Source organism: Flavobacterium psychrophilum (assembly GCA_001708385.1).
Classification (GTDB): domain Bacteria; phylum Bacteroidota; class Bacteroidia; order Flavobacteriales; family Flavobacteriaceae; genus Flavobacterium; species Flavobacterium psychrophilum_A.
Window position 1 is genome coordinate 3,236,079 of the sequence record CP012388.1, and the last position, 23,993, is coordinate 3,260,071.

Sequence of the window (23,993 nt, forward strand, 5' to 3'; positions counted from 1 at the left end):
AATGCAGTTTACAGATATAGTGCCGCAAATTACGGTTCAGGATCTACAGGAATGGTTTTTTTACAATCCTAAAGAGCCTATGCTATTTAATACCGCAAAGTTTCTCAGGCTGTTCCTGATATTTTACTTTGTGTATGTGTTAGTTAGAAATACATTTAAGCCGAGGATTTATATTACGGCTGCATTCTCCATTTACTTTTATTTTCTGTGTAGTGGGCCGCTGTTTGTGTTCCTGCTAATCTCATCCGTGGTAGATTATACACTGGGTTACTTTCTTTACCGTGAAGAAAGTACAGTAAAGCGTAAAATATATCTATGGTTTAGTGTTATCATAAACCTTGGTTTACTGGGGTATTTTAAATATGCTAATTTCCTTATAGGTACGTATAATGATGTTTCGGGAATGCACTTTGATTTCTATAAGGTTATACTGCCCGTAGGTATATCGTTCTATACATTCCAATCTATAAGTTATATTATAGAGATCTATCGTAAAGAGATAGCACCAACCAAAACCTACATGGAGTATTTATTCTTCGTGTCGTTCTTCCCTCAGCTTGTGGCGGGGCCTATTGTCAGGGCAAAAGATTTCCTGCCCCAGATCTATGCAAAACTGAATGTTACAAAAGAGGAGATAGGTTATGCTTTGTTCCTTATAATTGGCGGTTTAATTAAAAAAACAGTTATATCAGATTATATATCGATCAACTTTGTCGACAGAGTATTTGATCTGCCGAATGCTTACACACCATTTGAGAACCTTATGGCTATCTATGGGTATACGATACAGATATATTGCGATTTCTCAGGATATAGTGATATGGCAATAGGTATTGCGTTGTTACTGGGCTTTAAGCTGCCAACTAACTTCCGTACGCCATACAAGTCATCATCTATTACAGAGTTCTGGAGACGATGGCATATATCGCTTTCTACCTGGCTAAAAGATTTCTTATACATATCTGTAGGGGGTAACCGTAACGGAACCTTTGCCGGTTTCCTGTTCCCTGCTTTGTTCTTCCTGGGTCTTATAGTTTGGGGAGCAACTTACGGGCCAACCAGTAATGTGCCTCTAATTTTAGGTGTTGGTTCGCTGGTAGTATTTACGCTTACATTTGTACTTTCTAAAGAAAAAGACAGGACTATGTTTACCAATGTAAACCTTATGACAACTATGTTGTTGGGTGGATTGTGGCATGGAGCGAGCCTTCGCTTTATTATATGGGGTGCTTTGCATGGTATGGCGTTAGCGGTACACAGGTTATTTTCAGAATACTTCCCTACAAAAAAAGATGCTCCCCAAACCGGGGCAAAAAGAGTATGGACTTTTATATCTGTACTGCTTACTTTCCACTTTGTAGCTTTCTGTTGGCTGTTCTTCCGAGCGAAAGATTTTACAGTAGCACTCGATGTTATTAACAATATAAGTAAGGTAACATTTAACCCTGAGCAATGGCAAACCATCATAATGGGGTATAAAAATGTATTTATACTTATGCTAGTTGGTTATGTATGGCATTTTCTTCCTGATAGCTTTTCTACTACTCTTAGAACAGCCTTTGATAAGACACCTTTAATTATTAAAGGGTTGGTGTTAGGCCTTATTTACTGGTTAGTTTACGCTGCTGCATCTGCTGGGCCACAGCCATTTATTTATTTCCAGTTTTAAATATAACATTTTGATGTTAATTCGTTGGTTTTATTCATAAGTAAAGAGTTTACTTCTTGTTGTGAAATTTTCGTTAAGTTTTTTTAGTAAATTACCACCCTTAAACTACTATAATGAAAAAAACTTTACTTATTTTATCTTTATGCGCTTCTATGCTTTTGCCTTCTAAGGTGATAGCTCAGGACGATGTGCCTTACACTTTAAACCTATTTAATAAGGCTGTATTTTACGGCATGTATGAAGGAACTGTTCAGGATAAGCCAGTACCGGAAGGTGCTATTCGCCACAGAAACTATTCATATGCTAAAATGCTTACACAGGATCAGTTGGATTCATTTGGCAATACGCTTAAAATGACAGTAGTTCTTAATCCATTATGTGATAATTACGACAGGATTGGAAACGTAAACATGGTATTGGTACCTAAAGCTCAGACATCATACGATTATCAGGCTACTGATATCAAAAGATTTGAAATTGGAAGATTCATAACTCCATTTATGAGGCTTACCGTTACAAATCCTAACGCTGTTCCTTATGAGTATGAACTTAACCATCTTACAAACGTATTTCATGACGAATCTATTACAGCAGATTACAATGTTTGGATTGAGTTTGAGGTATACGGTTATCAGGGAGGTCCTGGACAGGGAGGTGCTGCTGTAGAAGTACCTGGATGTGCCGGAAGAAATGACGTTTACATGGGAAGTCTAACATTTGAATCTACTAATAGCCCAAATATTATTTATGGAGATGACCATGTCATTATGCCATTATCACATAAATATGAGCTTAAAAATTATACACTTGATGGAACTGACGAGCTAAATAAAACAGTTAGAACCATTAAATTTACGCTTGCGGAAGCTGTACCAAATGCAAAACTACATTTAATTACTTCAAATCATGGGTCAGGCACAAATGGTGAAGAATATGTAAGAAGAGAACATTTTGTTTATATGGACGGTAATCAGGTGGCAAATTATATTCCCGGAGGCGTATCTTGCGTTCCTTTCAGCGTATATAACACTCAACCCAATTGTGTTTACCTTATTTGCACTCAATTTAGTTCTAATCCAAGACCTGATACAGATGCTGCATGGAGCTGGAATAACTGGTGTCCTGGTGATAAAATCCCTAATAGGGTTATTGATTTAGGAAGTCTTGCTGCGGGTGAACATAGTTTTAAAATTGAGGTGCCATCTGCTGAATTTTATAACGATGAAGGGTACTTCCCAATGTCAGCATATGTTGAAAGTACAACAACAACTTTAGACACTAAAGAGTTTGACCTTAACAAAGTAGATGTTTACCCTAACCCGGTAACAGATGTTGCGTTAATTCAGGCTCCGGATATGCAGATTAAAAATGTAACCGTTATAAATACCGTTGGGCAAACTGTATTTACAGGTGCTACAGATAAAATTAACATGTCACAGTTACAAAGCGGTATCTACATTGTTAGAGTAGAGTTTGATAACAATCAGGTTGCAGTTAAGAAAATTATCAAAAAATAATTTTCCATTATATGAAAATGAATCCGCCCATTGTGGCGGATTTTTTTGTTATAACGGGGATGGGTTTGCTAACAGTTGAATGTGGTTATCAGTACCGATACAGAATACAATCCCTTGAGATGTTATAATTGTAATTCTAAAAGCTAAATCGTACTATGGCATTAGGTGTTCTTTCAAGTGCATACGTATTAACAACTTCGGTGTTGTTGCTTGTTGGGTTAATTCGGTAATAGCGATTAATGATATTCTGCCTGTTGAAAATATTTAATACAGATATGCCAAGCTGTAGCTGAGACTTTTCTGTTGCTTTAATTACATATGAAGCTGAGAAATTTACCTGAAAGAAATTTTCAATATTGTCTGAATTAGGAGATGTATAAATAATTTCCGATTGCGAAGCACTGTTTATAAATGGCTGACTGCTTACGGGGGTTGTTACAGGTCTTCCGGTAAACCATTTAGATCCTAAAGCCAGTTTCAGGCTTTTCCATTCGTATATGGCAGCTGTGTTTATAGTATGGCTGATCTGGTAGCTGCTCGGGAATTTTTGAGATGAGAAACTATCAAATCTGTAGTCGTTATTATTAAAGCTGTAGCTAAGCCAGGTGTAAAAGTTTTTAAACTGTTTTTGCACCAGGAATTCACTGCCTATAACTGTATAGCTTCCTATGTCGTTACGAAGTTCCAACTGATCCTGAAAGCCTTGTCCAGCAGTAGTAATCCCTCTTACTTTCTTGTAGAAATTTTCTAAGGATATAAGCCATCCGTTTTCTTTAAAAGTAACTCCTATAGATGCCTGCCCGCTCTTTTGAACGGGGATGTCCTCATTGTTTGAAAGCACCCAACGGCGTTTTTCTATACCTAAAAAATCGCCCTGCAACTCTACTATTTGCGACGACGACTGGCTTTTCATTTCGGCCAGAGCTTCAAGTTGCCAGCCGGGAGCCAAATTATAATTAAATTGAAGTCTTGGCTCCGCATAAATCATATCAAACTTGCCAATATAATTTCCACGAATACCGACTCGTGAATGTATTTTGCCATCTTTAGAGTCATATTCCATTTCGGCGATAAGAGCATGCGTGCGGAGTACTTCTTTTACTTTACGGCTGTAGGCAGGTTCGTTAACCTCATCGGTGTTCTCTATGCCAATCTCGTTAAACTGATAGCCGGTGTGAAGATTAAAAAAGGTATTGAGTTTATAATTATCTGTAAACTTAAATCCGGCATCAAGTATGCTATTGCCTTGTTGCATTACCTGGTCGGATTCAATTGAAGCATTTCGTCCGTCTACTTTGTAATAAGATCCATATACCCCGACTTCTGTAGAATGATTTTTACTCCATTCTGTTTTTAATCCTGCTGATGCACCAAGCGTCATTTGCTCAAGGCTGCTAAATTGTGTCAGCACCGTAATGGCGTTAATGGTGCCTTGTGTAAAATCAAGATTGTTGTTGATACCTATGGCATCTATAAATAGGTTGTGTTTTTCGCCTATTTTTTGGTGGTACTGCGCTGTAAAATCATAAAAATAGAACTCTTTATCGCTTTTATAATTCACATCAGCACTATTATCAAGTCCCGTAACTACGGTGTTCTGAAATATACGTTTAGAATATTTTGTATACGTAGGAAAGTTTAGCACATCGGTAAATGAACGGCGTGCAGAAATTTCAAAGTTTGCATTTTCAGACGCTTTAATTTTGGTGTAAAAATCAACGTTTATCATATTGCTGCCTACCGTAAAGCTACCGTTGCCTATCTCGTTTGTTCTTGACGATATATCTACAGCACTGGATACACTTTCTCCGTAAAAGGCAGATGTGCCATTTTTAAAAATTTTAATCTCGTTGGCAAGATTGGGATTAAGTGCAGATATAAGACCAAAGAAGTGTCCGGTCTGAAAAAGGCGAATACCATTCCATGTAAAAAGGTTTTGGTCGTGCGTACCACCCCTCACGTTAATATTAGATACGGTTTCGTCTATACTGTTAATGCCCGGTAATTGCTGCATTGTAAGCAGTACATCGGGTTCTATAAGTCCGGGTAGAATTCCGAATTTCTTTGGTTTTATAGTAAAGCTTCCATCTCTCTTTTTAGATATACCTGTTGCGAGGTATCGTTCGGCAACCAGTTCCTGTAGTTCAAGTATTTCAAGTTGTAATACGATCTCTTTACAATCGTCTGAAAATTTTCTCAGATCAATAGTAACAGGTTCAAAATTAAGGTGGTCTATATAAATACTGCCCTTAAGATTTATAGGTAGTTCAAAGTAACCGTCCTGTTGGGTAACAATTTTTTGGTTGTTGGGTAACTGAATTACAGCTTTGTCTACCGGGGCTCCAACTTCATCTACCAGGTAAGCGCAGTGTTTCTTATTGGTTTGGGATGTGGTGTATATGGTAATATAATCACCGATTTCTTTGTAGCCCAAAAGCGTTCGATTGGATATATAAACCAGCTTTGCCTTTAGCGGAAGGTTTTTAGATGGCGGAATAATAGAATGCCCTTTTACATCTTCTTCAAGATAGGTAAATTTTGCATTATGTTGTAATGCAATATCTTCCAGTATTATTTTGAGTTCAATACTTTTCTTTTCGTCCTGTCCAAAAGCATTGGAGGCGATTAAAAGAAGCGGTAAGAACAGCAAAAACTGCCGGAGTTTTAACATTATTCAACGGAGAGTATGATTTTATTGCCCTGTTTTTGTGACTTTAAATGGTAAGTAGTTTCAATAATTTCAAGGGCATCATTAATGTTGTTCATAGGCATAGGCCCATTAAAACCATCAACCGGTTGTTGGGTAGTAACAGAAATAGCAACATTATACTGGCGTTCCAGTTCACTTATAACGTTAGCAAATTTTTCATCGTGAAAAATAACTTCATACGTAAGCCATCCCGGTTTGCTATTTTCGTCAGCAGGTAGTTGTATTAACTTTCCTTCTTTAAAAGCTACGCTTTTTCCCGGTGTTAGCAATATAGTATTGTTGTTGCTTGTTACCCTTACTTTTCCTTCAAAACAGGTTACATAAAAACGGCTGCCTCTTGCCCTTACGTTAAACTGTGTGCCTACTACGGTAACTTTTCCCATAGCGGTTACCACATCAAATGTCTGGCCTTTTGCTACTTTAAAGTAAGCTTCGCCATCCAGTTGCAATTTACGATTATTTTTCCAATTCCAGGTTTTGTAATCAGCCTCAGAACCGGCGTTAAGCGTTACCTCAGAATCATCGGGTAGTAAGAACGTTGTTCTCTCTCCTGCTGCGGCAAATTGTGTAGTTGTGTTTGTGGTATATAAAAAGTAAACAGCACCCAGCGCCATTACCAGCATAGCAGCGATTCTTGGCAGCCAGGGGTTTAATTTTTTTACTTTTTGTTTGTTCTTATTTGTATTGATGCGTTCGTAAAGGGCATCCATATCTGCTTCGGGCACAGTTAGCTGTGCCGAATATTCTTTTATCTTATTGTAAGTAGCATACTCAGGCGATGCCATGAAAGCCTCTAATTCGGCGCCTTCAAGCTCATTGTTAAGCCACTTAGCTAATAAAGTCTCATCTTTCATTTTAAGTCCCTTTTTGTATATAACAGTTATGCTTTAAAATTCCCTACCTTAAATTTTCAATTTCTTTTCTTAATTCCAATAAGGCGCCATGCAGTCGTTTTTCAACAGCCTTTACGCTAATACCTAATATTTCGGCAATTTCATGGTACTTCTTACCATCTATACGGTGTAAAAGAAAAGCGGTACGCTGAGCTTCGGTAAGGTTTGCAATGGATTTTTGTAGTTTGGTTTTAAACTGCTCTTCTTCCATAAGAAATTCCGGGCTCTGGGAATCGGTGTTGTTTGCAGGGCTTTTTTTATTGTATTCTAAAACTACTTTCTGGTGGGCAATCTGGTTGAGGGTGGTATTATTAGCAACCGTGTAAAGAAACGATTTTGCTTTCTCAAGCGGAACGCTGGCGCAGTTTTCCCAAAGCTTTATGAAAGCCTCCTGAGTAACGTCTTCGGCCTGCTCTTCATTACCAAATTTATAATAAAGGTAATTACGTAGCGACTTTGCGTGGCTTTTAAAAAAGTTCGAGAAAATGATCTCTTCACAAATTCCTGTAAGCGAATTGTCTTTCATTTTGGCTGATACATATAAGTGATACAGTAATAAATTTCCTCTGCCGGGTGAATCTAACAAAAATACTGAATGGCAATATTATGCTTTTTTCTGTATCGAAAAGTAAATTAGAAGATATAAATATTCAATATATTAATGTTTTTTATGAAGGATCATTAATGTCAAAAAAAAATGAAAATCAGGGTAGGGTATTTTAAATTTTGACTGTTTTAAATTAAATGGGTTCTAATTATAATGATTAAAAATTTACTTGCTGTCGTAGTGTTTGTCTTATTGGTTTTGTCATGCCAGGAAGATACGGTTACCGAAAATACGGTAGCTTTAACTGCATCTTCCCCGCTAACGGGTATGCTAAAATCGATGACGGCAAATGACACTTCAATAGACAATGTATTGGACGGTACGAGCTGTTTTAAGATTCAGCTTCCGGTAGAGGTTAATGTAAACGGGCATGCAATGCTGGTAAGTACGGCTGCCGATTACCAAAAGGTGAATGAGATTTTAGACGAAAGCGATGAGGATGAGGATAAAATTATATTCGGTTACCCTATAACACTGGAAAGACACGATTATTCATCGTTTAGTGTCGCAGACGAAAATCAGCTTAAAACTGTAATTGCAGAGTGTAGCAGTATTGCAGATTATATGGGTACAGATTGTGTTAGTATTGTATATCCTATTACAGCTTACACGTACAACAGTGGGTTTCAGATGCAGAATAGCTATAGTGTAGAAAACAATGCAGGTTTATATACCATATTGCAAAATATGGCAGAAAATGAATACTATGCAATAAAATATCCTGTTTTGCTTACGGTTAAAGATGGGCCGGGTATAACAATTACTAATAACGACCAGTTTTTTAGTGCAGTCACAAATGCAATTGAAGGATGCAAAAATGGTGGGTGCACCAATCCGGGAGTATTAGTGGATGATCTGCTATTATATATGCCGTTTTCAGGAGTCGTTAAAGATTTAAAGGGCAATATTGAATTGCCTTCAGGAAGTATTGCATTTAAGTCCGACAGGGAAGGAAACCAAACATGTTCGGTACAGTTCACAGGTAGCGAATTTGTAACAGTGCCCTCTACTGTTAAGAATAAAATAGATATTAATGACGCGTTTAGCGTGAGCCTTTGGTTCAGGATGAATAATACTAATAGTAATAATCTTGAAACATTATTTGCTAAAGGTGTCGATGGTGCGGGATTTGAGATTTCTGTTTTTAGCCTCAATGCGCCACAGTTTAAAGCTGGTGAAGTCCTGCTCGTAGATGGCGACTGGAAAGCTGATGCAGCATTACCGGTAGATATAACCCAGTGGCACCATTTGGTAGTAACTGTAAGTTCAGGTAATGAAATCAGCCTGTATCGCGATGGACAGCTGCGTGCTACTTCATTGATTCCGAATGGTATTGGTACAGAGGCTATGGATTATTATATAGGTAAAAATTTCCAGGGATTTTTAGATGACCTGAGAGTTTACAAAAGGGTTTTGATGCCACAGGAAATACAAACGCTGTATGAACTGGATGGCGATTGTAATACATGTTTAGAATAGTTGTGTTTTTTTAAATATTCAAGTTTTTTTCGAAAAACCGGTCACTTCCCAGGCCGGTTTTTTATTTGTATTCTATATCAGAATTATATATTTAGAAAAAATGTTACTCTTTTATGACGGACACTCTGCAATACATTGTTTTTTATTACACGAAACCCTGTAACTTAAAAATCAAATTCTTAAATTTGCACCTCTATAAAGAAACCCTGAATTTATGTTCGATAATTTAAGCGAAAAATTAGATAAAGCCTTTCATATACTTAAAGGTCACGGAAAGATAACCGAGGTAAATGTTGCCGACACTCTTAAAGAGGTGCGCAGGGCGTTACTTGATGCCGACGTTAACTTTAAGATAGCTAAAGATTTTACTACCAAAGTAAAAGAAAAAGCTATTGGCGAAAATGTATTAACTACATTACAGCCGGGCCAGTTAATGGTAAAGCTTGTTAAAGATGAGCTTACCGAACTTATGGGTGGAGATGCTGCAGGTATTAACCTTTCGGGCAACCCTTCCATCATACTAATGTCGGGTCTTCAGGGTTCAGGTAAAACTACTTTCTCAGGAAAGCTGGCTAATTTCCTTAAAACCAAAAAGAATAAAAAACCATTACTTGTAGCGTGTGATATTTACCGTCCGGCGGCTATCAACCAGCTTCATGTAGTAGGTGAGCAGATAGGGGTAGAAGTATACTCTGAAGAAGGCAACAAAAATGCTGTTGAAATCGCCCAAAATGCAATTAAGCATGCTAAAGCAAACGGATTCAATGTGGTTATCGTGGATACCGCCGGACGTCTTGCTGTAGATGAAGAAATGATGAACGAGATCGCTAACGTTCATAAAGCTATAGAGCCGCACGAAACATTGTTTGTGGTAGATGCCATGACAGGTCAGGATGCGGTAAACACAGCCAAAGCGTTTAACGACAGGCTGAATTTTGATGGTGTTATACTTACTAAATTAGATGGTGATACACGTGGTGGTGCCGCCATCTCAATTAAATCGGTAGTAAACAAGCCTATCAAATTTATTGGTACGGGTGAGAAAATGGAAGCTATTGATGTTTTCTATCCAAACCGTATGGCAGACCGTATTCTTGGTATGGGTGACGTTGTGTCGCTTGTGGAAAGAGCACAGGAGCAGTATGACGAAGAAGAAGCGAGAAAGCTACAAAAGAAGATCGCTAAAAACGAATTTGGTTTTGACGATTTCCTTTCGCAGATACAGCAGGTTAAAAAAATGGGTAACATGAAAGATCTTGTGGGGATGATTCCGGGTGCCGGAAAAGCCCTTAAAGATGTTGAAATTGAAGATGATGCCTTTAAACATATCGAAGCTATTATACATTCCATGACTCCGGTAGAGCGCAGCAAGCCGGCAGTTATTGATGCCAAAAGGAAAAACAGGATTGCAAAAGGATCGGGTACCTCTATACAGCAGGTAAACCAGTTGCTAAAACAGTTTGACCAGATGAGCAAAATGATGAAGATGATGCAGGGTGGCGCAGGCAAAAACCTGATGAGGATGATGGGCGGAATGAAAGGAATGAAGCCTTAAAAATACTGAGACGCGATAAAACGCGTCTTTTTTTTATTATAATTTACTGCCCGTGGCAGAATCGTAAAGAACATCTATTTCAAAAAAATAAAACACGAACAATGCAATTACTCGACGGAAAAAAGGTTTCGGAAGACATTAAAAATGAAATTGCCGAAGTTGTAACGAAAATGAAGCAGAATGGCGAGAAGGTGCCTCACCTTGCAGCTGTGATTGTAGGTAACGACGGTGCCAGCCTTACTTATGTAGGCAGCAAAGTTAAGGCCTGCGAACGTGTAGGGTTTGAGTCTACACTTATAAAACTGCCAAGCACTATATCTGAGCTTGAGCTATTACAAAAAATTGAAGAACTTAACCAGGATGCTAACATCGATGGTTTTATAGTACAGCTTCCGTTACCAAAACAGATTGACGACCAAAAAGTGCTTATGGCGATAGACCCAAGCAAAGATGTTGACGGTTTTCACCCTGAGAACTTTGGTAAAATGGCGCTGGATATGACAACGTTTATTCCGGCTACTCCATTTGGTATCCTTGAATTATTAGAGCGTTATAACGTAGAAACTGCCGGAAAACATACTGTAGTTATTGGCCGTAGCCATATTGTAGGCCGCCCAATGAGTATCCTTATGGGACGTAAAGGTTTTCCTGGTAACTCAACGGTTACGTTAACGCACAGCCATACTAAAAACATTGCACAGATAACTACGCAGGCCGATATTATTATCACAGCTTTAGGTGTGCCTAATTACCTTAAAGCAGAAATGGTTAAGGACGATGTTGTGATTATAGACGTGGGTATTACACGTGTTGCCGATGAAACGAACCCTAAAGGATATGTTATTACCGGTGACGTTGATTTTGATAATGTAAGCAAAAAAGCATCTTTCATTACTCCGGTTCCGGGTGGTGTTGGGCCAATGACAATTGCTATGCTATTAAAAAACACACTTCTTGCAAGAGAACTTAAGAGAGAGAAGAAATAATTTTTCTTATTTTAATATAACTTAAAAGGCGCCCATCGGGCGCCTTTTTTAGTAATCAGTAGATTTTGTGGTTTTTTCCAAAGCATCATATTGATCTTTCAGGCTTTCCAGCTTTTTGTTTGCCCTTCGGTACGCGTCGCTGCCTAATAGTAAAAGTATCGGCGGGTTTTCGTTATAGGCAGTCTGTATCATAATAGCTGCCGCTTTTTCGGGGTCACCGGCCTGGTTGCCGTTCATGGCGTCATATTTTTTATGCGATTCTCTTATAACCGAATATTCGTCAATTGGATTTTTGGCCAATACAAGCGATTCTTCAGTCAAAAAACTAGTTCTGAAGGCTCCCGGTGCAACAGCGGTAGCTGTAATGCCAAACTCTTTTACATCTTCGGCAAGTACCTCGGTCAAAGCGATAACAGCGGCTTTAGCGGCTCCATAAGCGGCCCATCCTGCAACAGCACCAATACCCGCAATAGAAGCAATATTAATTATATGCCCCGATCGTTGCTTTCTCATAATTGGTAAAGTGTGGCGTATTGTATTTATGGTGCCAAACACGTTCACATCAAAAGCTGAACGGACTTCTGTATCTGTAAGTTCTTCAAGGCTTCCGCCGATGCCATATCCTGCATTATTTATCAAAACATCAATCCTTCCAAAAGTAACCAGTGTTTTTTCGATAGCCTTTTTTACAATATCACTATTGGCAAGGTCTACCTGTAATGGTAAAAAGTTATCGCTGGTAATTCCCACAGCTTTGATAAGCTCATCTTTGATGCGGGATGTTGACGCTATCTTTTGTCCTGCGGCTAAAAGCTGTTTCACTAAAGACAACCCAAGTCCTTTTGAAGCGCCTGTTACAAACCATATTTTCGTTTCCATATTTATCGTGTTTAAAGTAATACAAAGTTCAGGAAATCATAAGGCTTAAGGTTTGTATGTTCCAAACGCATAGTTGTATAAATCAAACAGTAACGGTTAGAATCAGAGAAGGCGCCCCTAAAGCGCCTTCTCCTCCTATTAATCAAAATTACCTATTGTTTCACAATTTTAATTCTCTTAGATGTACCTTCACCTAAAACATTTACAAGGTATACTCCGGCTGATACCTGCTGTAAATTAACTTCAGCATCCAGGCTGTTGTTGTCCTGGCTAAGTATAAGCTGTCCTGTAATGCTGTATACTTCAACCTTAGTAATAGATGTAGCAGCATTAAGATGCAGTACGTCTTTTACAGGGTTAGGATATGCTGTTAACGAGGTGAAATTTTTATCGTTAAGGCCAACTGTAGCATCTGTTTTAAAAGGTATCGTAACCCATTCGCTCCATGTCGGGCCACATAACACTCTTACAAATGCGTAATATTGAGTGTCAGCAGTAAGCTCATCAAGAGCTATTGATGTTGTTGTTTCCGGTGTGCCTTCTGTAGGAAGCGCGTCGGTTGTTCCGTAGTTGTATTCATAAACATTAGGTGTAGCATTTCCTGTAGTAGCAGCTTCCCATGTTACTGTTGCAGTAGTGTCTGTAACATCATTAACACTAAGATTTGTAGGTTCGCCACAATCTATTTCCTCAATAAGGAAATCGTCTACGAAAAGGCTTCCCTGGCTTGGCGCACTATAAGCATTAAAACCAAAATAGTAAACACCCGATGTTTCAACAGTAAAATATTCAACTGTATGTGATAATTGGGTTGCTCCTGTTATTCCTGCATGTGTGGCAAGATCTTCAGTAACCCATTCGGCATTAGGGTTTGTGCCTATTGTTACTTTAAGGTTCTCGGTTGTTGCAGTATTGCCGTTGCCATACTTATATGATATTTTATAACGGGTTCCCTCTGTAAGCTGGATACCGTTTGTAAACAACCATGCGTTAGCCGTTGCATCGGTACCCGTGTATGCAAGCGCATTTGAGGTAAACCCGCTTCCCGGGTTGGTAGCTGTAACCCAGTTGTTTCCGGTAGTTGCTGCACTAATTATTGTACATGAAGGAGCGGCAGGAACAGTAGCTGTTTCAAAATCTAATGAATAAGGTACGGTAGTAGCTTCGCATGCGGGCGTTGTAAATGTCATGCTTTCAGACCAGTCACCTTCTACAGGGCCACATATACCTTTTACGAATACATAATATGTTGTTCCCGGAGTAAGTTCGGATACATTTACACTTAAACCGCTTTGAAATATCGGATTCGAAGGTGTGGTATTTGTTGTAGATACGGCATATAAATAACCGACAGCTGGATTGCCCTGCGATTCCCACGTAAAAGTAGCACTGGTTGTTGTAATGTTTGATGCCTGAAGATTAGTAGGTACGCTGCACGTCCATGGTTCTATAACAATATCATCTACGTATAAATTACCTTGTGATGCATCACTATATCCGTTAAATGCAAAATAGTAAATTCCTGTTTCTCCAACCGAAAATGCATTCGGTAAACCAAAGTCTACTGCAGTTCCGCCTGTAATTGAAGCGTGATCTGATAATGTGCTTGACACAGAAGCAGGGTTTGGACTTGTAGCTAAATAAGTTTTAAGTTTCTCTGTAGTAGTGGCACTATTGTTACCATATTTATACGAAATTTTATAATGAGTACCCGCAACTAACGTAACTCCCTGTGTAAAAAACCACGCATTTGCAGCATTTGTTCCGCCTGTGTATTGTAGTGATTTAGTTGTAAAGCCATTTCCGGCATTGTCTGTGGTAGTCCACTGGCTTGCCGATGTACATGCGGGTACTGCGGGTGTTGTAGCAGACTCAAAATCCTGTGTATATGGAATTGAGGTAACTGCACAAGATGCGGTTGTAAACGGAATTCCCTCGGTCCAGTCGCTCCATACAGGGCCACATAATGACCTTGTAAACAGATAATAAGTTGTAGAAGGGTTTAATCCTTCTAATGCTACCGATGTTTGTGGATGGTATGTTCCGTCAGCAGGCGGGGTATTGGTTGTTCCATAAGCGTACTGGTATACGGTTAACATACCAATATTACTTCCTGTTGGTGCGCCCCACGATACAGATGCTCCATTTTGAGTTACATTTTTTACAGTTACGTTAGTAGGTGTGCCGCATACAGCAGGTTCTATAACAATGTCATCTACATATATGTTGCCCTGGTTCGCATCGCTATGAGCATAGAAACCTAAGTAATACGTTCCTGTAGTTTGGGCAGGCATCAAATCTACATTATGTATTGTAGCAGATGCGCTTGTTATAGTGTGTTCCTGAAACGTTGCATCGTTTTGGGTACCTGTAGTCCCTAAGGTCACCCTAAGGTTTTCTGTAGTTGCACCACTGTTTTTTCCATACATATAACGGACTCTGTAGTAGACTCCCGCCGTCATTGTAATTCCTTTACTAAAGTACCATGCATTTGCAGGTTGTGCATTTGCGGTATACTGCAATGTTTTGTTTGTGAATAGATTTCCGGGATTGTCGGACGTTTTCCATCCATTTCCATTTGGACTAGATGTTGTTATGCAAGGTGGCAATGAAGGGACAGTGACACCTTCAAAATTTTCCACATAAGATACCTGCGGATTACAATCCTGCGACCAGCCATGAGCCGCCAGCAATAGCCCAAATAGTAGGGTGATTTTTTTCATTTGTAATTATTGTTTTAGTTAGTGTTGCTAAGATAAAAAGTTAACTATATGATTGTCAGTAAAATATATTTATAACAAAATTTTATATATTGTTATTTTATTAAGTATTTCGCTGTTAAAATATTTAAGAATCACAAAAAGTGAACAATTTCATAAATTTTACCTATGGTCTTTTTGACTATAAGGTTGATTTTCTTATTGTTGTTGAAGGTGATAAAGTATTTTTTAAGGATAATTTGTTAAGTTTATTAAAAAATGATGTATTTTTCTTTATAAATGTTAAAATACGAAATCGATATATTCTTAATTTATAATCATCAATAGCCAAAGAGTGAGTAGCTATATAATTTCTTTGCCGTTCGTCATAAAATAGCTGCCGTTCGTCATAAATACATCGCTGTAAGAAAAATATTGAATTACATTTGACTCAACCTACCAATCAATCTGCCTTCGGGCCTAAAAAACTAAAATTATGGTATCAATTGCAGTTTTCGTTTTAAAGACTATGGTAAACCTGATCCTGTCATTATTTTAATGACTGAAAAATAAATCATCAATCATCAATCAAAAAAAATCAGGTTATTTTGAGTAGTTAAACAATCAGGCAATGCTTAAAAACATTGCCTGATCTTTTTTAGAATAATACTAAATGAATTTATTAAATAACGCTAAATATCATTTCTACACAGCTTCTGCATTCATCTTGTATGTGTTATGTTCGCTTACCTTGGGTAAGGTATCATATCGTATCAGGTATCCCGAAACTATGGGAGATTCATCGGTAGTTCCCTATTATATTTTTGAAGGTATTATTTGCGGCGTAGTTGCTTACCTGTTATCCAACATCCTGCTTTATTTTTTAGAACGCCTTATCGTATTTAACGATCTTAAGCGATCGGCAATATTAAAAATGCTTTTTATATTAACGGTTGTTGTTATAGGGTATAGCCTAATTATCTGGCCATTATTAGATTTTACCTACTACCTGCTTATGGGTAAGCATATGGCGGCTACACTTTTTATGATGATAATGAATGTGCCTTATTTTGGAGCAATATTTACCATTTGGCTATTTGTTATTATAACTATTAAAGCCTACCGACACATTAATGAAGTTAAAATAAGCCAGCTTCAGCTTGAATCTAATTTAAGAGATTCACAGCTAAACACGTTGAAAGGGCAAATTAATCCGCACTTTATGTTTAACAGCTTAAACAATATACGCGGACTTATATTAGAGGATGCACCACGGGCAAGAGATATGATAACGCGCCTTTCTGAAATGCTTCGTTACAGCCTTACAAAGAATGGTGTAAATACAATTCCTCTTAAAGAAGAATTGCAGACAGTAGATAACTATATTGAGGTTTCTAAAATTCAGTTTGAAGACAGATTAAATTTTGTGATAGATGTTAATCCGGAAACCATTAATACGGGTATTCCGCCAATGGTTATACAGATGCTGGTAGAAAATGCAGTAAAGCATGGTATAGGTAAAATTAAGGAAGGTGGAGAGGTTCGTTTAAGAGTTGATACTATAGATAATGATCTTGTGATTATAGTGCAGAATTCAGGCAAGCTTTTGATAACCGATGGTTCTACAAGGCTGGGGCTTGAAAATATAAAACAAAGGCTGTCGCTGCTTTATGGAAACAAAGCTTATTTTACCCTCGAGGAAAATAGTAATTTTGTCGAAGCTAAAATTATAATTCCACGAGCATGAGTAGCATAAGAACTGTAATAGTAGAAGATTCCCGCCTTGCACGGAATGAGCTGAAAGAGCTAATTAAAACGCATTCGGAAATTAACGTTATTGGCGAAGCAGAGAATGTTGATGATGCCTTTGCAATGATCAATGAATTGAAGCCGCAACTTATTTTCCTGGATATTAATATGCCGGGCAAAGATGGCTTTGAACTTTTAGAAATGCTGGATGATGTTCCTATCACCGTATTTACAACTGCTTTTGATGAATATGCTATAAAATCTTTCGAATACAACGCACTGGATTATCTGCTTAAGCCTATTAATGAGAAGAGGTTTTCGGATGCCGTTCAAAAAATAAAAGATAAAGTTAGTGATGTAAATGAACAGCCAACTCCATCGGCTGCGACACATCAGCTTACCGAAGAAAGCCAGATATTTATCAAGGATGGCGAAAAATGCTGGCTTGTAAAAATAGGTGAGGTGTTTTTATTTGAAATCGTAGGCAACTATACCCGCGTCTATTTTAAAGATTGCAAGCCTCTTATCTATAAGTCGCTTAATCAGATAGAAGAGCGACTGCCCGAAACAGTTTTCTTTAGGGTAAACAGGCAGCAGATTATTAATCTTAAATATATTAAATCGGTAGATAACTGGTTTAATGGCAAACTAAAAGCTACAATGAATGATGGCACCGAAATTGAGATTTCGAGGCGTCAATCGGCATTGTTTAAAGATATGCTTAGTTTATAACTAATCCCTGTAGCCTGGTCGTGGTGGTCTTCTGCTGGTATTAAATGGTCGTGCAGGGCCATTGTTCCCTCCTTGTGCCCTTCCGGGATTAGCAGGCCTGCGTGCAGCCGATATTCTTTGGGTAGGCTCTTCTTTAGGCAAACTTGCTTCCTCCGTTTTACTGGAAGGTTCAATAAGAGTATTTAACTCTTTAATCTCAGCAGATGTAAGTTCCCTGTAACGTCCAACAGGTACATCAAGCGATATGTTTATAATTCGTATACGTTTAAGTGCCGTAACATCATAGCCAAGATATTCTGTCATTCGCCTAATCTGGCGGTTTAAGCCCTGTGTAAGCACGATCCTGAAAATGTACTTACTAATTTGTTCCACCTTACATTTTCTGGTAACAGTATCTAGAATAGGTACGCCATTACCCATGCGTTGTATAAACCTGTCGGTAATGGGTCTGTTTACGGTAACAATATATTCTTTCTCGTGATTGTTCCTTGCGCGTAAAATCTTGTTTACGATATCACCATCATCGGTCATAAAAATAAGTCCTTCACTGGCTTTATCCAGCCTTCCTATTGGGAATATACGTTTTGGGTAATTAATATAATCTACAATATTGTCCCTTACGTCGGGGTTTGTAGTACATTCAATACCCACAGGTTTGTTGAAGGCAAGATATACATTGCTGCCTGCTTTTTCTTTAATAAGCTTTCCGTCAATACGTACTTCATCTTCCGGTGTTACTTTAGTTCCCATTTCAGGTACAATACCGTTTATGGTTACTCTTCCGTCTTCAATAAGCTTGTCGGCTTCCCTGCGCGAGCAGTAGCCGGTTTCAGATATATACTTGTTTAGGCGCTTCACTTCTTCCATACTGCAAAAGTAAGTTAAATTTTTACAATCTGTAACTGCATATAATTACTATATTGGTGCTGAAAAAGTTTAACAAATTGCTAAGAATTATGAAAAACAGAATTACTATTTTATTACTGGCCCTGTTTTCGGCGCTTTCCTATGCCCAAGATCGGAAGGGACAGTTGCACCTTACACCGCAGAGTGAATACCACCGGTTGTATGTTTCCTTTAAAAATATGCCATCTTCCGGTGAGAGATTAGCTTTGCCTGAAGAAAGCCTTGCTATGCTGGTAAGACAGTATAATGTCACTCCTCAACAAGCTTTTGATATACCGGAAGATAAATTTAAGGAATTGAGCTACATGGCAATTAAAAACACAGGCAGCAGTAAGTCTTTAGATAAACTTAAAAATATACAGGAGTTTAAAATTGAGAATCCTACCAATGAAAGAATGCTTGAATTGGCAATGGCTCTTGAAAAACTTGATAATGTTGAGTATTGCAGCCTTATGCCGCTTACTCCTGTAAAACCTCCGTACGACATTGCACCGGTAACACCATCTTTTGCAGATCAGCAGCTTTATGTTACCGATTACGGTGTTGATATGACATACGCTTGGGAGTTGGGACTAACGGGACAGGGTATTAATATTCGTGATATAGAATTTGGGTTTAATAAAGACCATGAAGAGTTTAACGAAAGAAATGTATCTGTTGGTGGTGGAATGATAATTTCAGATCAGGCGGAGGTTGGTTATACAGAACATGGTACAGGGGTTTTCGGAATAATGTATGCTGATAAAGAAGGTGATTATGGTGTGTCGGGACTTGCGTATGGCGCAAAAGAACTGCTGTTGTTTCCCGAATACGAACAGTTTGTAGGCTATAACAGGGTAAATGCAATTATGCAATCCATTATAAATTCTACAGAAGGTGATTTTATAATTTACGAATTACAGGCTACCGGTGCACTTGGCAAATATGGTCCTGCAGAATATGAAAATGTAGTATGGGATCTTACAAAAGCAGCGACTGATTCGGGTATTATAATTGTGGCAGCTGCCGGAAACGGTGCAGAAAATCTTGATGCACCCCAATATGCCTCATATAGAAATAGGGGAGACAGCGGAGCGATTATCGTTGGTGCAGGAAGCAATGACCTTAATCATGACAGGCTGGATTTTAGTACTTATGGTGAAAGGGTAGATTTGCAGGGGTGGGGAATGTGGGTGTTGTCATCCGGTTCAGGAGATGCCTACACCATTGCCAACGATTTTAACCAGACCTATACGTGGTTTAATGGTACGAGTTCTGCAACCCCAATAGTTGCATCTTGCGCTGTTGTGTTACAATCAAGGTATCATGACCTTACTAATGAATATATGACAGGCGCGGAACTTCGAGATCTTCTTAAATCTACAGGTATTCCTCAGGGTATGGGGGGTAATATAGGTCCGTTTCCTAATATGCCCCAGGCGCTTGCTGCATTAGATGTGTTGCTTGGTATTAATAGTGTTGATAAAGAAAGTTTTATTGCTTATCCAAACCCTGTAGAGGAAAATCTAACTATTGCGGGTAACTTTTCTACGAGCGTAAAAGCGGAAGTGTATAACGCAGTAGGTCAGCAGGTGTATGCTTCGGATAATATGAACGGAGCGATAGATTTTACAAACTTTTCAAAAGGTGTCTATATTGTAAAGATTACAGATAACGGAAAATCCGTCTCAAAGAAAATAGTAAAAAACTAGTATCGATAGAGCAATAAAAAAGGCGGAATGTGCATTCCGCCTTTTTTATTGCTCTTCAAATAAGAAAGAGTATATAGTATTGTATAAAGATGCGTCGTGCATACTGTGTCCTAGTCCTTTAGTGGTGATAAATCGCGCATCAGGCCAGGCAGCAGCAATTTTTTTACCCTCTTTATAAGATACTACAGTATCTTTTACATCGTGGGCAAGCAGTGCTTTAATTTTTATTTTTTTAGCGAAAAGGCTTCCTGAAAATTCATGTGTCTTAATCCTGAAATGCTCAAAAAAGTGTTTTTCTAAAAGCTGGAAAACATTACTGTTAAGGCTAAGCATGCCAACGTAATTTCTTAAGATCGTACTCAGGTCACTTGGTGCGCCTAAAATCACCATCTTCTTTATGTATTCGTTGGTGTAGTGCGATTGAAAATATATAGCCGTTGCTCCGCCAAGGGAATGACCTATAAGGTAATCCGGCTTTACAGATTCGGCAACCACATTTACAAGTTCTGCGTACTGCGGAATGTTGAATTCGTTTCCGGATGATAGTCCATGTGCAGGCGCGTCTACAGCAATAATAGTACTTCCTGATTTTTTAAGATAGCCGATAAGAAGCTCCCAGCGGGAAGCGTTGCTTTCCCATCCGTGAAGGAGCATCACTTTTGTAGCGTTGCCTTTCCATGTATAAGTCTGGAAAAGAAAATCGTTATGGGTTATCATTTCGGCTTCGGCCTCTTTAAGTATTTCGGGTAGTGCCTCTTTAATCAGCCTGCCGTCACGGGGATGGGTAAAATACTTATAGGCAAGCTGGCTGGCTTTCTTTGGATAGATATAGCCAAGCAGGTTTATATAAAGCCCAAGCGATTTGGAAATGAGAAAGGTTAGTAGTTTTTGCATCGCGGAGAGACAAAAAAAATCCCCCGCCGTGGCGGGGGATTTGATAATTATATTTTAGAGAACAATTGTTCCATTTTTTCTTTTTCTTCTTCAGCAAGAACGCTGTCTACAAGAATACGTCCGCTGTGCTCATCAGTAATGATCTTTTTACGGGCAGCAATTTCCATCTGAGTTTGTGGTGGAATTGTAAAGAAAGATCCTGCAGAAGCACCTCTTTCGATAGATACTACAGCAAGGCCGTTTCTAACGCTGGTTCTGATCCTGTTGTAAGCAGCAAGAAGTCTTTCTTCAATTAGCTCACGGTACTCAGCAGATTTTTCAGAAAGGAATGTTTCTTCTTTCTGAGTTTCAGCCATAATAGCATCAAGTTCAGATTTTTTGTGGCCAAGGTGAGATGATTTTGCATCAAGTCTTTCAGAAGATTGTGCAATAGTCTCTTTTTTGTGCTCAATAGAAGCTTTCATTTCTTTAATGTGCTTTTCAGCTAGCTGAATTTCAAGTTCCTGGAATTCTACCTCTTTAGTAAGAGAGTTGAATTCACGGTTGTTACGCACATTTTGTTGCTGTTCAGTATATTTTTTAATGGCTGCTTTGTGATCTTCAATAGCCACTTTTTTATCTTTAATCTGCTCTTCGATAGATTCAAGGTCTGTTTTCAGTTTTTCAAGCCTAGTGCTTAATCCGGCAACTTCGTCCTCAAGATCTTCCACCTCTAGCGGAAGTTCGCCTCTCACGTTCCTGATTTCGTCTATTCTTGAATCAATCAACTGTAAATCATAAAGTGCCCTTAATTTGTCCTCAACACTTAGTTCCTTGATATTCGCCATATTTATATGTACTTAACTGGATTTGTATTTCTTGCAATAAAATGAATGCAAAATTAGGGATTTTTTTCGTAAGATAATCAACTAAATAATTTTTTGTTGTAATGGTTGCAGAATAAATCTATATTCACCTCCTCAAAGCAATACCACCGATGTATCTACAGCATTTTTCCTATAAAGGTTTTAAACTATATCAAATACAGGGGCGATGAAACAGGATTATCGCCATGCGCAATAGAAAAACTGAATACGCTGGAAGAAGCTATGCGCAGAAAGACACAATCATCTAAATCTCGAAACAAACAAATACACGAAATTGTAGCGTCTAAATCGGCTTAGGGAATTTCTTGGATAGTGCTTATAATATTCCTTGTAGGTGCAGTAATAGTTGGTTTTATTGATGGTGTTACTATATCGTGGAACTGTTTTTCCAGCTACAGATATTTTACAGGATTAGTATTAATCCCAGTGATAATTACTTTCATATCTAAGTGTTTGCCGAGATAATCTGCAATATATTCCTGAATGTATCGTTCGCTTTCAAAATGACCAATATCGGCAAGTAAAAGTTTGCCTTCTGCCTCGTAAAACTGGTGGTATTTTAAGTCGGCGGTAAGAAAAGCATCTGCGCCAGAGCCTATAGCGTTTTTAATAGCGAAACTTCCCGACCCTCCGAGAACTGCTACTTTTTTAATTGTCCTGCCGTTAAAAGCACTGTGCCTAATTCCATCAGCCTGCATTTTTTCTTTTACAAAAAGAAGGAATTCTTTTTCATCCATTGGCTCTGCAAACTCTCCTATCATGCCAAGGCCTATATTTTGATGACTGTTATTCAGGTTGTAAATCTCATAGGCAACCTCTTCGTACACGTGATTGGTAAATAGCGCTTTCAGAATTTTACCTTCCAACTGTTTTTCGAAAGTTACTTCAATTTTAATCTCCTGTGCTTCTACAAATTCACCGGGTATGCCAATTTCAGGATTACTGTTTTCGTTACCCTGATATGTGCCTAAGCCTTGCGAATTGAAACTGCAATTTTCGTAATTGCCTATGCTGCCTGCACCTGCATTAAAAAGAGCGTTGCGCAATTTTTCAAGGTTTTCGAGTATAGTATAGGTTACCAGCTTGCGAATATGGTTTTCTTTAGGTATAAGTATCTTAGTGTTGATAAGTCCCAATGCATCGCAAAATATTTTATTCACTCCCTGCTGATGATTGTCTAGTGCAGTATGGACAGCATAAATGGCAATGTCATTTTTTATTGCTTTAATAACGGCGAGCTCTACATAATTTTTACCGGTTATCTTTTTTAATCCCGAAAACAAAATCGGGTGAAAGCATACTATCAGGTTACAATTGTTTTTAATTGCTTCGTCAATAACACCTTCAAGTGCATCATGGCATACCAGTATGCCTGTAGCCTCATCGTTTATATTTCCGGTAAGCAACCCAACATTATCAAAATCCTCAGCGTAGGCTAAGGGCGCCATAGTTTCTAGTACAAGTAGTATATCTTTAATTTGCATGATTGTCTGGTTTAATAGCAAAAATAAGATTTTAATACTGAAATATGATAAATCAGGATGATTGTCTGCTTTGGTGTAGTGAATATATATTTTATTAAGTAAATACTTGGTAAAATATTTGTAATTTAAGAAAAATGCTATATGTTTGCGCTCTAACCAAACTTTATTTTTATTATGAAAAAACTTAAAATTGCACTATTCTCGGTACTGGCACTTGGACTAACATTAACATCTTGTAGTGACGATGATAACAATGGTGGTGATGACACGAGTGCAAAGCTTGAAGGTAAATGGGTTTATGCTAAAGAAGGTGTGTCTGCAAATGGACAGGATGCTTTAATAGATTATGATCATACCGAAGGGTGTGATAAAGATTACATGGAAATTACAGCAACTACTGTTAAAGATGTGTGGTATAATAACAATGGAACTGCATGTGAAGAGGATTTTGATACTTCAACTTACACGAGAAATGGTAACACAATTACCGTTAAAGAAGGAGAAGAAACTTATACTAGCACGATTGAAAAATTAACTGCAAGCGAGCTTAGAATCAGTGATGAAGAAACTGAGAATGGTGTTACAGTTAAATATATCACTACTTACACAAGAAAGTAATTATTTCTGCTAATAGACAAGCGCCGTGAACACGGCGCTTTTTTTATGGCTTATAGTGA

At 38.2% G+C, this 23,993-nt stretch carries 16 protein-coding genes and 2 pseudogenes; 9 read left to right on the top strand and 9 right to left on the bottom strand.

Annotated features, from left to right (window positions below; genetic code table 11):
- The first annotated feature begins 1 nt into the window (after window position 1).
- Window positions 2–1,669 (top strand): alginate O-acetyltransferase, encoded by a 1,668-nt coding sequence (locus tag ALW18_14255; protein ID AOE53579.1) that lies wholly within the window; start codon window positions 2–4, stop codon window positions 1,667–1,669.
- A gap of 113 nt (window positions 1,670–1,782) precedes the next feature.
- On the top strand, window positions 1,783–3,186 hold the full coding sequence (locus ALW18_14260; GenBank protein ID AOE53580.1) for a hypothetical protein: 1,404 nt from the start codon (window positions 1,783–1,785) through the stop codon (window positions 3,184–3,186).
- 136 nt (window positions 3,187–3,322) lie between these two features.
- Here the strand turns inward: ALW18_14260 and ALW18_14265 are convergent, their stop codons facing one another.
- Genes ALW18_14265 through ALW18_14275 form a run of 3 tightly spaced genes read right to left on the bottom strand, consistent with a single transcriptional unit; the run spans window position 3,323 to window position 7,315 of the window.
- On the bottom strand, window positions 3,323–5,857 hold the full coding sequence (locus ALW18_14265) for a hypothetical protein (GenBank protein AOE53581.1): 2,535 nt from the start codon (window positions 5,855–5,857) through the stop codon (window positions 3,323–3,325).
- Window positions 5,857–6,750: a hypothetical protein gene (locus ALW18_14270; protein AOE53582.1), complete on the bottom strand. Its 894-nt coding sequence runs from the start codon at window positions 6,748–6,750 to the stop codon at window positions 5,857–5,859. Before ALW18_14270 ends, ALW18_14265 begins: the two co-directional genes overlap by 1 nt.
- A gap of 43 nt (window positions 6,751–6,793) precedes the next feature.
- On the bottom strand, window positions 6,794–7,315 hold the full coding sequence (locus ALW18_14275) for an RNA polymerase subunit sigma-70 (protein AOE53583.1): 522 nt from the start codon (window positions 7,313–7,315) through the stop codon (window positions 6,794–6,796).
- Between the two features lie 234 nt (window positions 7,316–7,549).
- On the opposite strand from ALW18_14275, the gene ALW18_14280 reads away from it, so the two are divergent.
- The 3 genes from ALW18_14280 (at window position 7,550) to ALW18_14290 (ending at window position 11,416) form a co-directional block, all read left to right on the top strand.
- Window positions 7,550–8,875: a hypothetical protein gene (locus tag ALW18_14280; GenBank protein ID AOE53584.1), complete on the top strand. Its 1,326-nt coding sequence runs from the start codon at window positions 7,550–7,552 to the stop codon at window positions 8,873–8,875.
- 214 nt (window positions 8,876–9,089) lie between these two features.
- On the top strand, window positions 9,090–10,430 hold the full coding sequence (locus ALW18_14285) for a signal recognition particle (protein AOE53585.1): 1,341 nt from the start codon (window positions 9,090–9,092) through the stop codon (window positions 10,428–10,430).
- A 101-nt stretch (window positions 10,431–10,531) separates the two neighbouring features.
- Entirely contained in the window at window positions 10,532–11,416 is an 885-nt protein-coding gene (locus ALW18_14290; GenBank protein ID AOE53586.1) for a 5,10-methylene-tetrahydrofolate cyclohydrolase, read from the top strand.
- 48 nt (window positions 11,417–11,464) lie between these two features.
- On the opposite strand, the gene ALW18_14295 is transcribed toward ALW18_14290, so the two are convergent.
- Together ALW18_14295 and ALW18_14300 are read right to left on the bottom strand one after the other, a co-directional pair.
- Complete coding sequence (locus ALW18_14295) at window positions 11,465–12,295, bottom strand: short-chain dehydrogenase (protein ID AOE53587.1); 831 nt, start codon at window positions 12,293–12,295, stop codon at window positions 11,465–11,467.
- A gap of 152 nt (window positions 12,296–12,447) precedes the next feature.
- Entirely contained in the window at window positions 12,448–15,018 is a 2,571-nt protein-coding gene (locus ALW18_14300; GenBank protein AOE53588.1) for a hypothetical protein, read from the bottom strand.
- Window positions 15,019–15,667: 649 nt separating this feature from the next.
- Between ALW18_14300 and ALW18_14305 the strand changes: the two genes are divergently transcribed.
- Together ALW18_14305 and ALW18_14310 are read left to right on the top strand one after the other, a co-directional pair.
- Window positions 15,668–16,741 carry a histidine kinase gene (locus ALW18_14305; GenBank protein ID AOE53589.1) on the top strand — a complete coding sequence of 358 codons (1,074 nt, stop codon included), beginning with the start codon at window positions 15,668–15,670 and terminating at the stop codon, window positions 16,739–16,741.
- Complete coding sequence (locus tag ALW18_14310) at window positions 16,738–17,475, top strand: transcriptional regulator (protein ID AOE53590.1); 738 nt, start codon at window positions 16,738–16,740, stop codon at window positions 17,473–17,475. Before ALW18_14305 ends, ALW18_14310 begins: the two co-directional genes overlap by 4 nt.
- Before the next feature lie 117 nt (window positions 17,476–17,592).
- Here the strand turns inward: ALW18_14310 and ALW18_14315 are convergent.
- A pseudogene (locus ALW18_14315) lies at window positions 17,593–18,342 on the bottom strand (pseudouridine synthase).
- A gap of 422 nt (window positions 18,343–18,764) precedes the next feature.
- On the opposite strand from ALW18_14315, the pseudogene ALW18_14320 reads away from it, so the two are divergent.
- Window positions 18,765–19,805 (top strand): annotated as a pseudogene (locus ALW18_14320) (hypothetical protein).
- Between the two features lie 312 nt (window positions 19,806–20,117).
- Here the strand turns inward: ALW18_14320 and ALW18_14325 are convergent.
- The 3 genes from ALW18_14325 to ALW18_14335 all read right to left on the bottom strand — a co-directional run bounded on the left by ALW18_14325 (window position 20,118) and on the right by ALW18_14335 (window position 23,316).
- On the bottom strand, window positions 20,118–20,966 hold the full coding sequence (locus ALW18_14325; protein AOE53591.1) for an alpha/beta hydrolase: 849 nt from the start codon (window positions 20,964–20,966) through the stop codon (window positions 20,118–20,120).
- A gap of 47 nt (window positions 20,967–21,013) precedes the next feature.
- Complete coding sequence (locus ALW18_14330) at window positions 21,014–21,793, bottom strand: hypothetical protein (GenBank protein ID AOE53592.1); 780 nt, start codon at window positions 21,791–21,793, stop codon at window positions 21,014–21,016.
- Window positions 21,794–22,224: 431 nt separating this feature from the next.
- A complete protein-coding gene (locus ALW18_14335) occupies window positions 22,225–23,316 on the bottom strand; it encodes an NGG1p interacting factor NIF3 (protein ID AOE53593.1) in 1,092 nt (363 codons plus the stop codon).
- 174 nt (window positions 23,317–23,490) lie between these two features.
- Here ALW18_14335 and ALW18_14340 point away from each other — a divergent pair, with 174 nt between their 5' ends.
- Window positions 23,491–23,934 carry a hypothetical protein gene (locus tag ALW18_14340; GenBank protein ID AOE53594.1) on the top strand — a complete coding sequence of 148 codons (444 nt, stop codon included), beginning with the start codon at window positions 23,491–23,493 and terminating at the stop codon, window positions 23,932–23,934.
- Window positions 23,935–23,993: the final 59 nt, after the last annotated feature.

What these genes read in the sequence shown, in the direction of transcription:
- ALW18_14310 (AOE53590.1), top strand. Translation starts at nt 16,738, where the DNA reads ATGAGTAGCATAAGAACTGTAATAGTAGAAGATTCCCGCCTTGCACGG.
- ALW18_14270 (AOE53582.1), bottom strand. Translation starts at nt 6,750, where the DNA reads ATGAAAGATGAGACTTTATTAGCTAAGTGGCTTAACAATGAGCTTGAA.
- ALW18_14275 (AOE53583.1), bottom strand. Translation starts at nt 7,315, where the DNA reads ATGAAAGACAATTCGCTTACAGGAATTTGTGAAGAGATCATTTTCTCG.
- ALW18_14305 (AOE53589.1), top strand. Translation starts at nt 15,668, where the DNA reads ATGAATTTATTAAATAACGCTAAATATCATTTCTACACAGCTTCTGCA.
- ALW18_14265 (AOE53581.1), bottom strand. Translation starts at nt 5,857, where the DNA reads ATGTTAAAACTCCGGCAGTTTTTGCTGTTCTTACCGCTTCTTTTAATC.
- ALW18_14340 (AOE53594.1), top strand. Translation starts at nt 23,491, where the DNA reads ATGAAAAAACTTAAAATTGCACTATTCTCGGTACTGGCACTTGGACTA.
- ALW18_14325 (AOE53591.1), bottom strand. Translation starts at nt 20,966, where the DNA reads ATGCAAAAACTACTAACCTTTCTCATTTCCAAATCGCTTGGGCTTTAT.
- ALW18_14295 (AOE53587.1), bottom strand. Translation starts at nt 12,295, where the DNA reads ATGGAAACGAAAATATGGTTTGTAACAGGCGCTTCAAAAGGACTTGGG.
- ALW18_14285 (AOE53585.1), top strand. Translation starts at nt 9,090, where the DNA reads ATGTTCGATAATTTAAGCGAAAAATTAGATAAAGCCTTTCATATACTT.
- ALW18_14280 (AOE53584.1), top strand. Translation starts at nt 7,550, where the DNA reads ATGATTAAAAATTTACTTGCTGTCGTAGTGTTTGTCTTATTGGTTTTG.
- ALW18_14255 (AOE53579.1), top strand. Translation starts at nt 2, where the DNA reads ATGCAGTTTACAGATATAGTGCCGCAAATTACGGTTCAGGATCTACAG.
- ALW18_14260 (AOE53580.1), top strand. Translation starts at nt 1,783, where the DNA reads ATGAAAAAAACTTTACTTATTTTATCTTTATGCGCTTCTATGCTTTTG.
- ALW18_14300 (AOE53588.1), bottom strand. Translation starts at nt 15,018, where the DNA reads ATGAAAAAAATCACCCTACTATTTGGGCTATTGCTGGCGGCTCATGGC.
- ALW18_14330 (AOE53592.1), bottom strand. Translation starts at nt 21,793, where the DNA reads ATGGCGAATATCAAGGAACTAAGTGTTGAGGACAAATTAAGGGCACTT.
- ALW18_14290 (AOE53586.1), top strand. Translation starts at nt 10,532, where the DNA reads ATGCAATTACTCGACGGAAAAAAGGTTTCGGAAGACATTAAAAATGAA.
- ALW18_14335 (AOE53593.1), bottom strand. Translation starts at nt 23,316, where the DNA reads ATGCAAATTAAAGATATACTACTTGTACTAGAAACTATGGCGCCCTTA.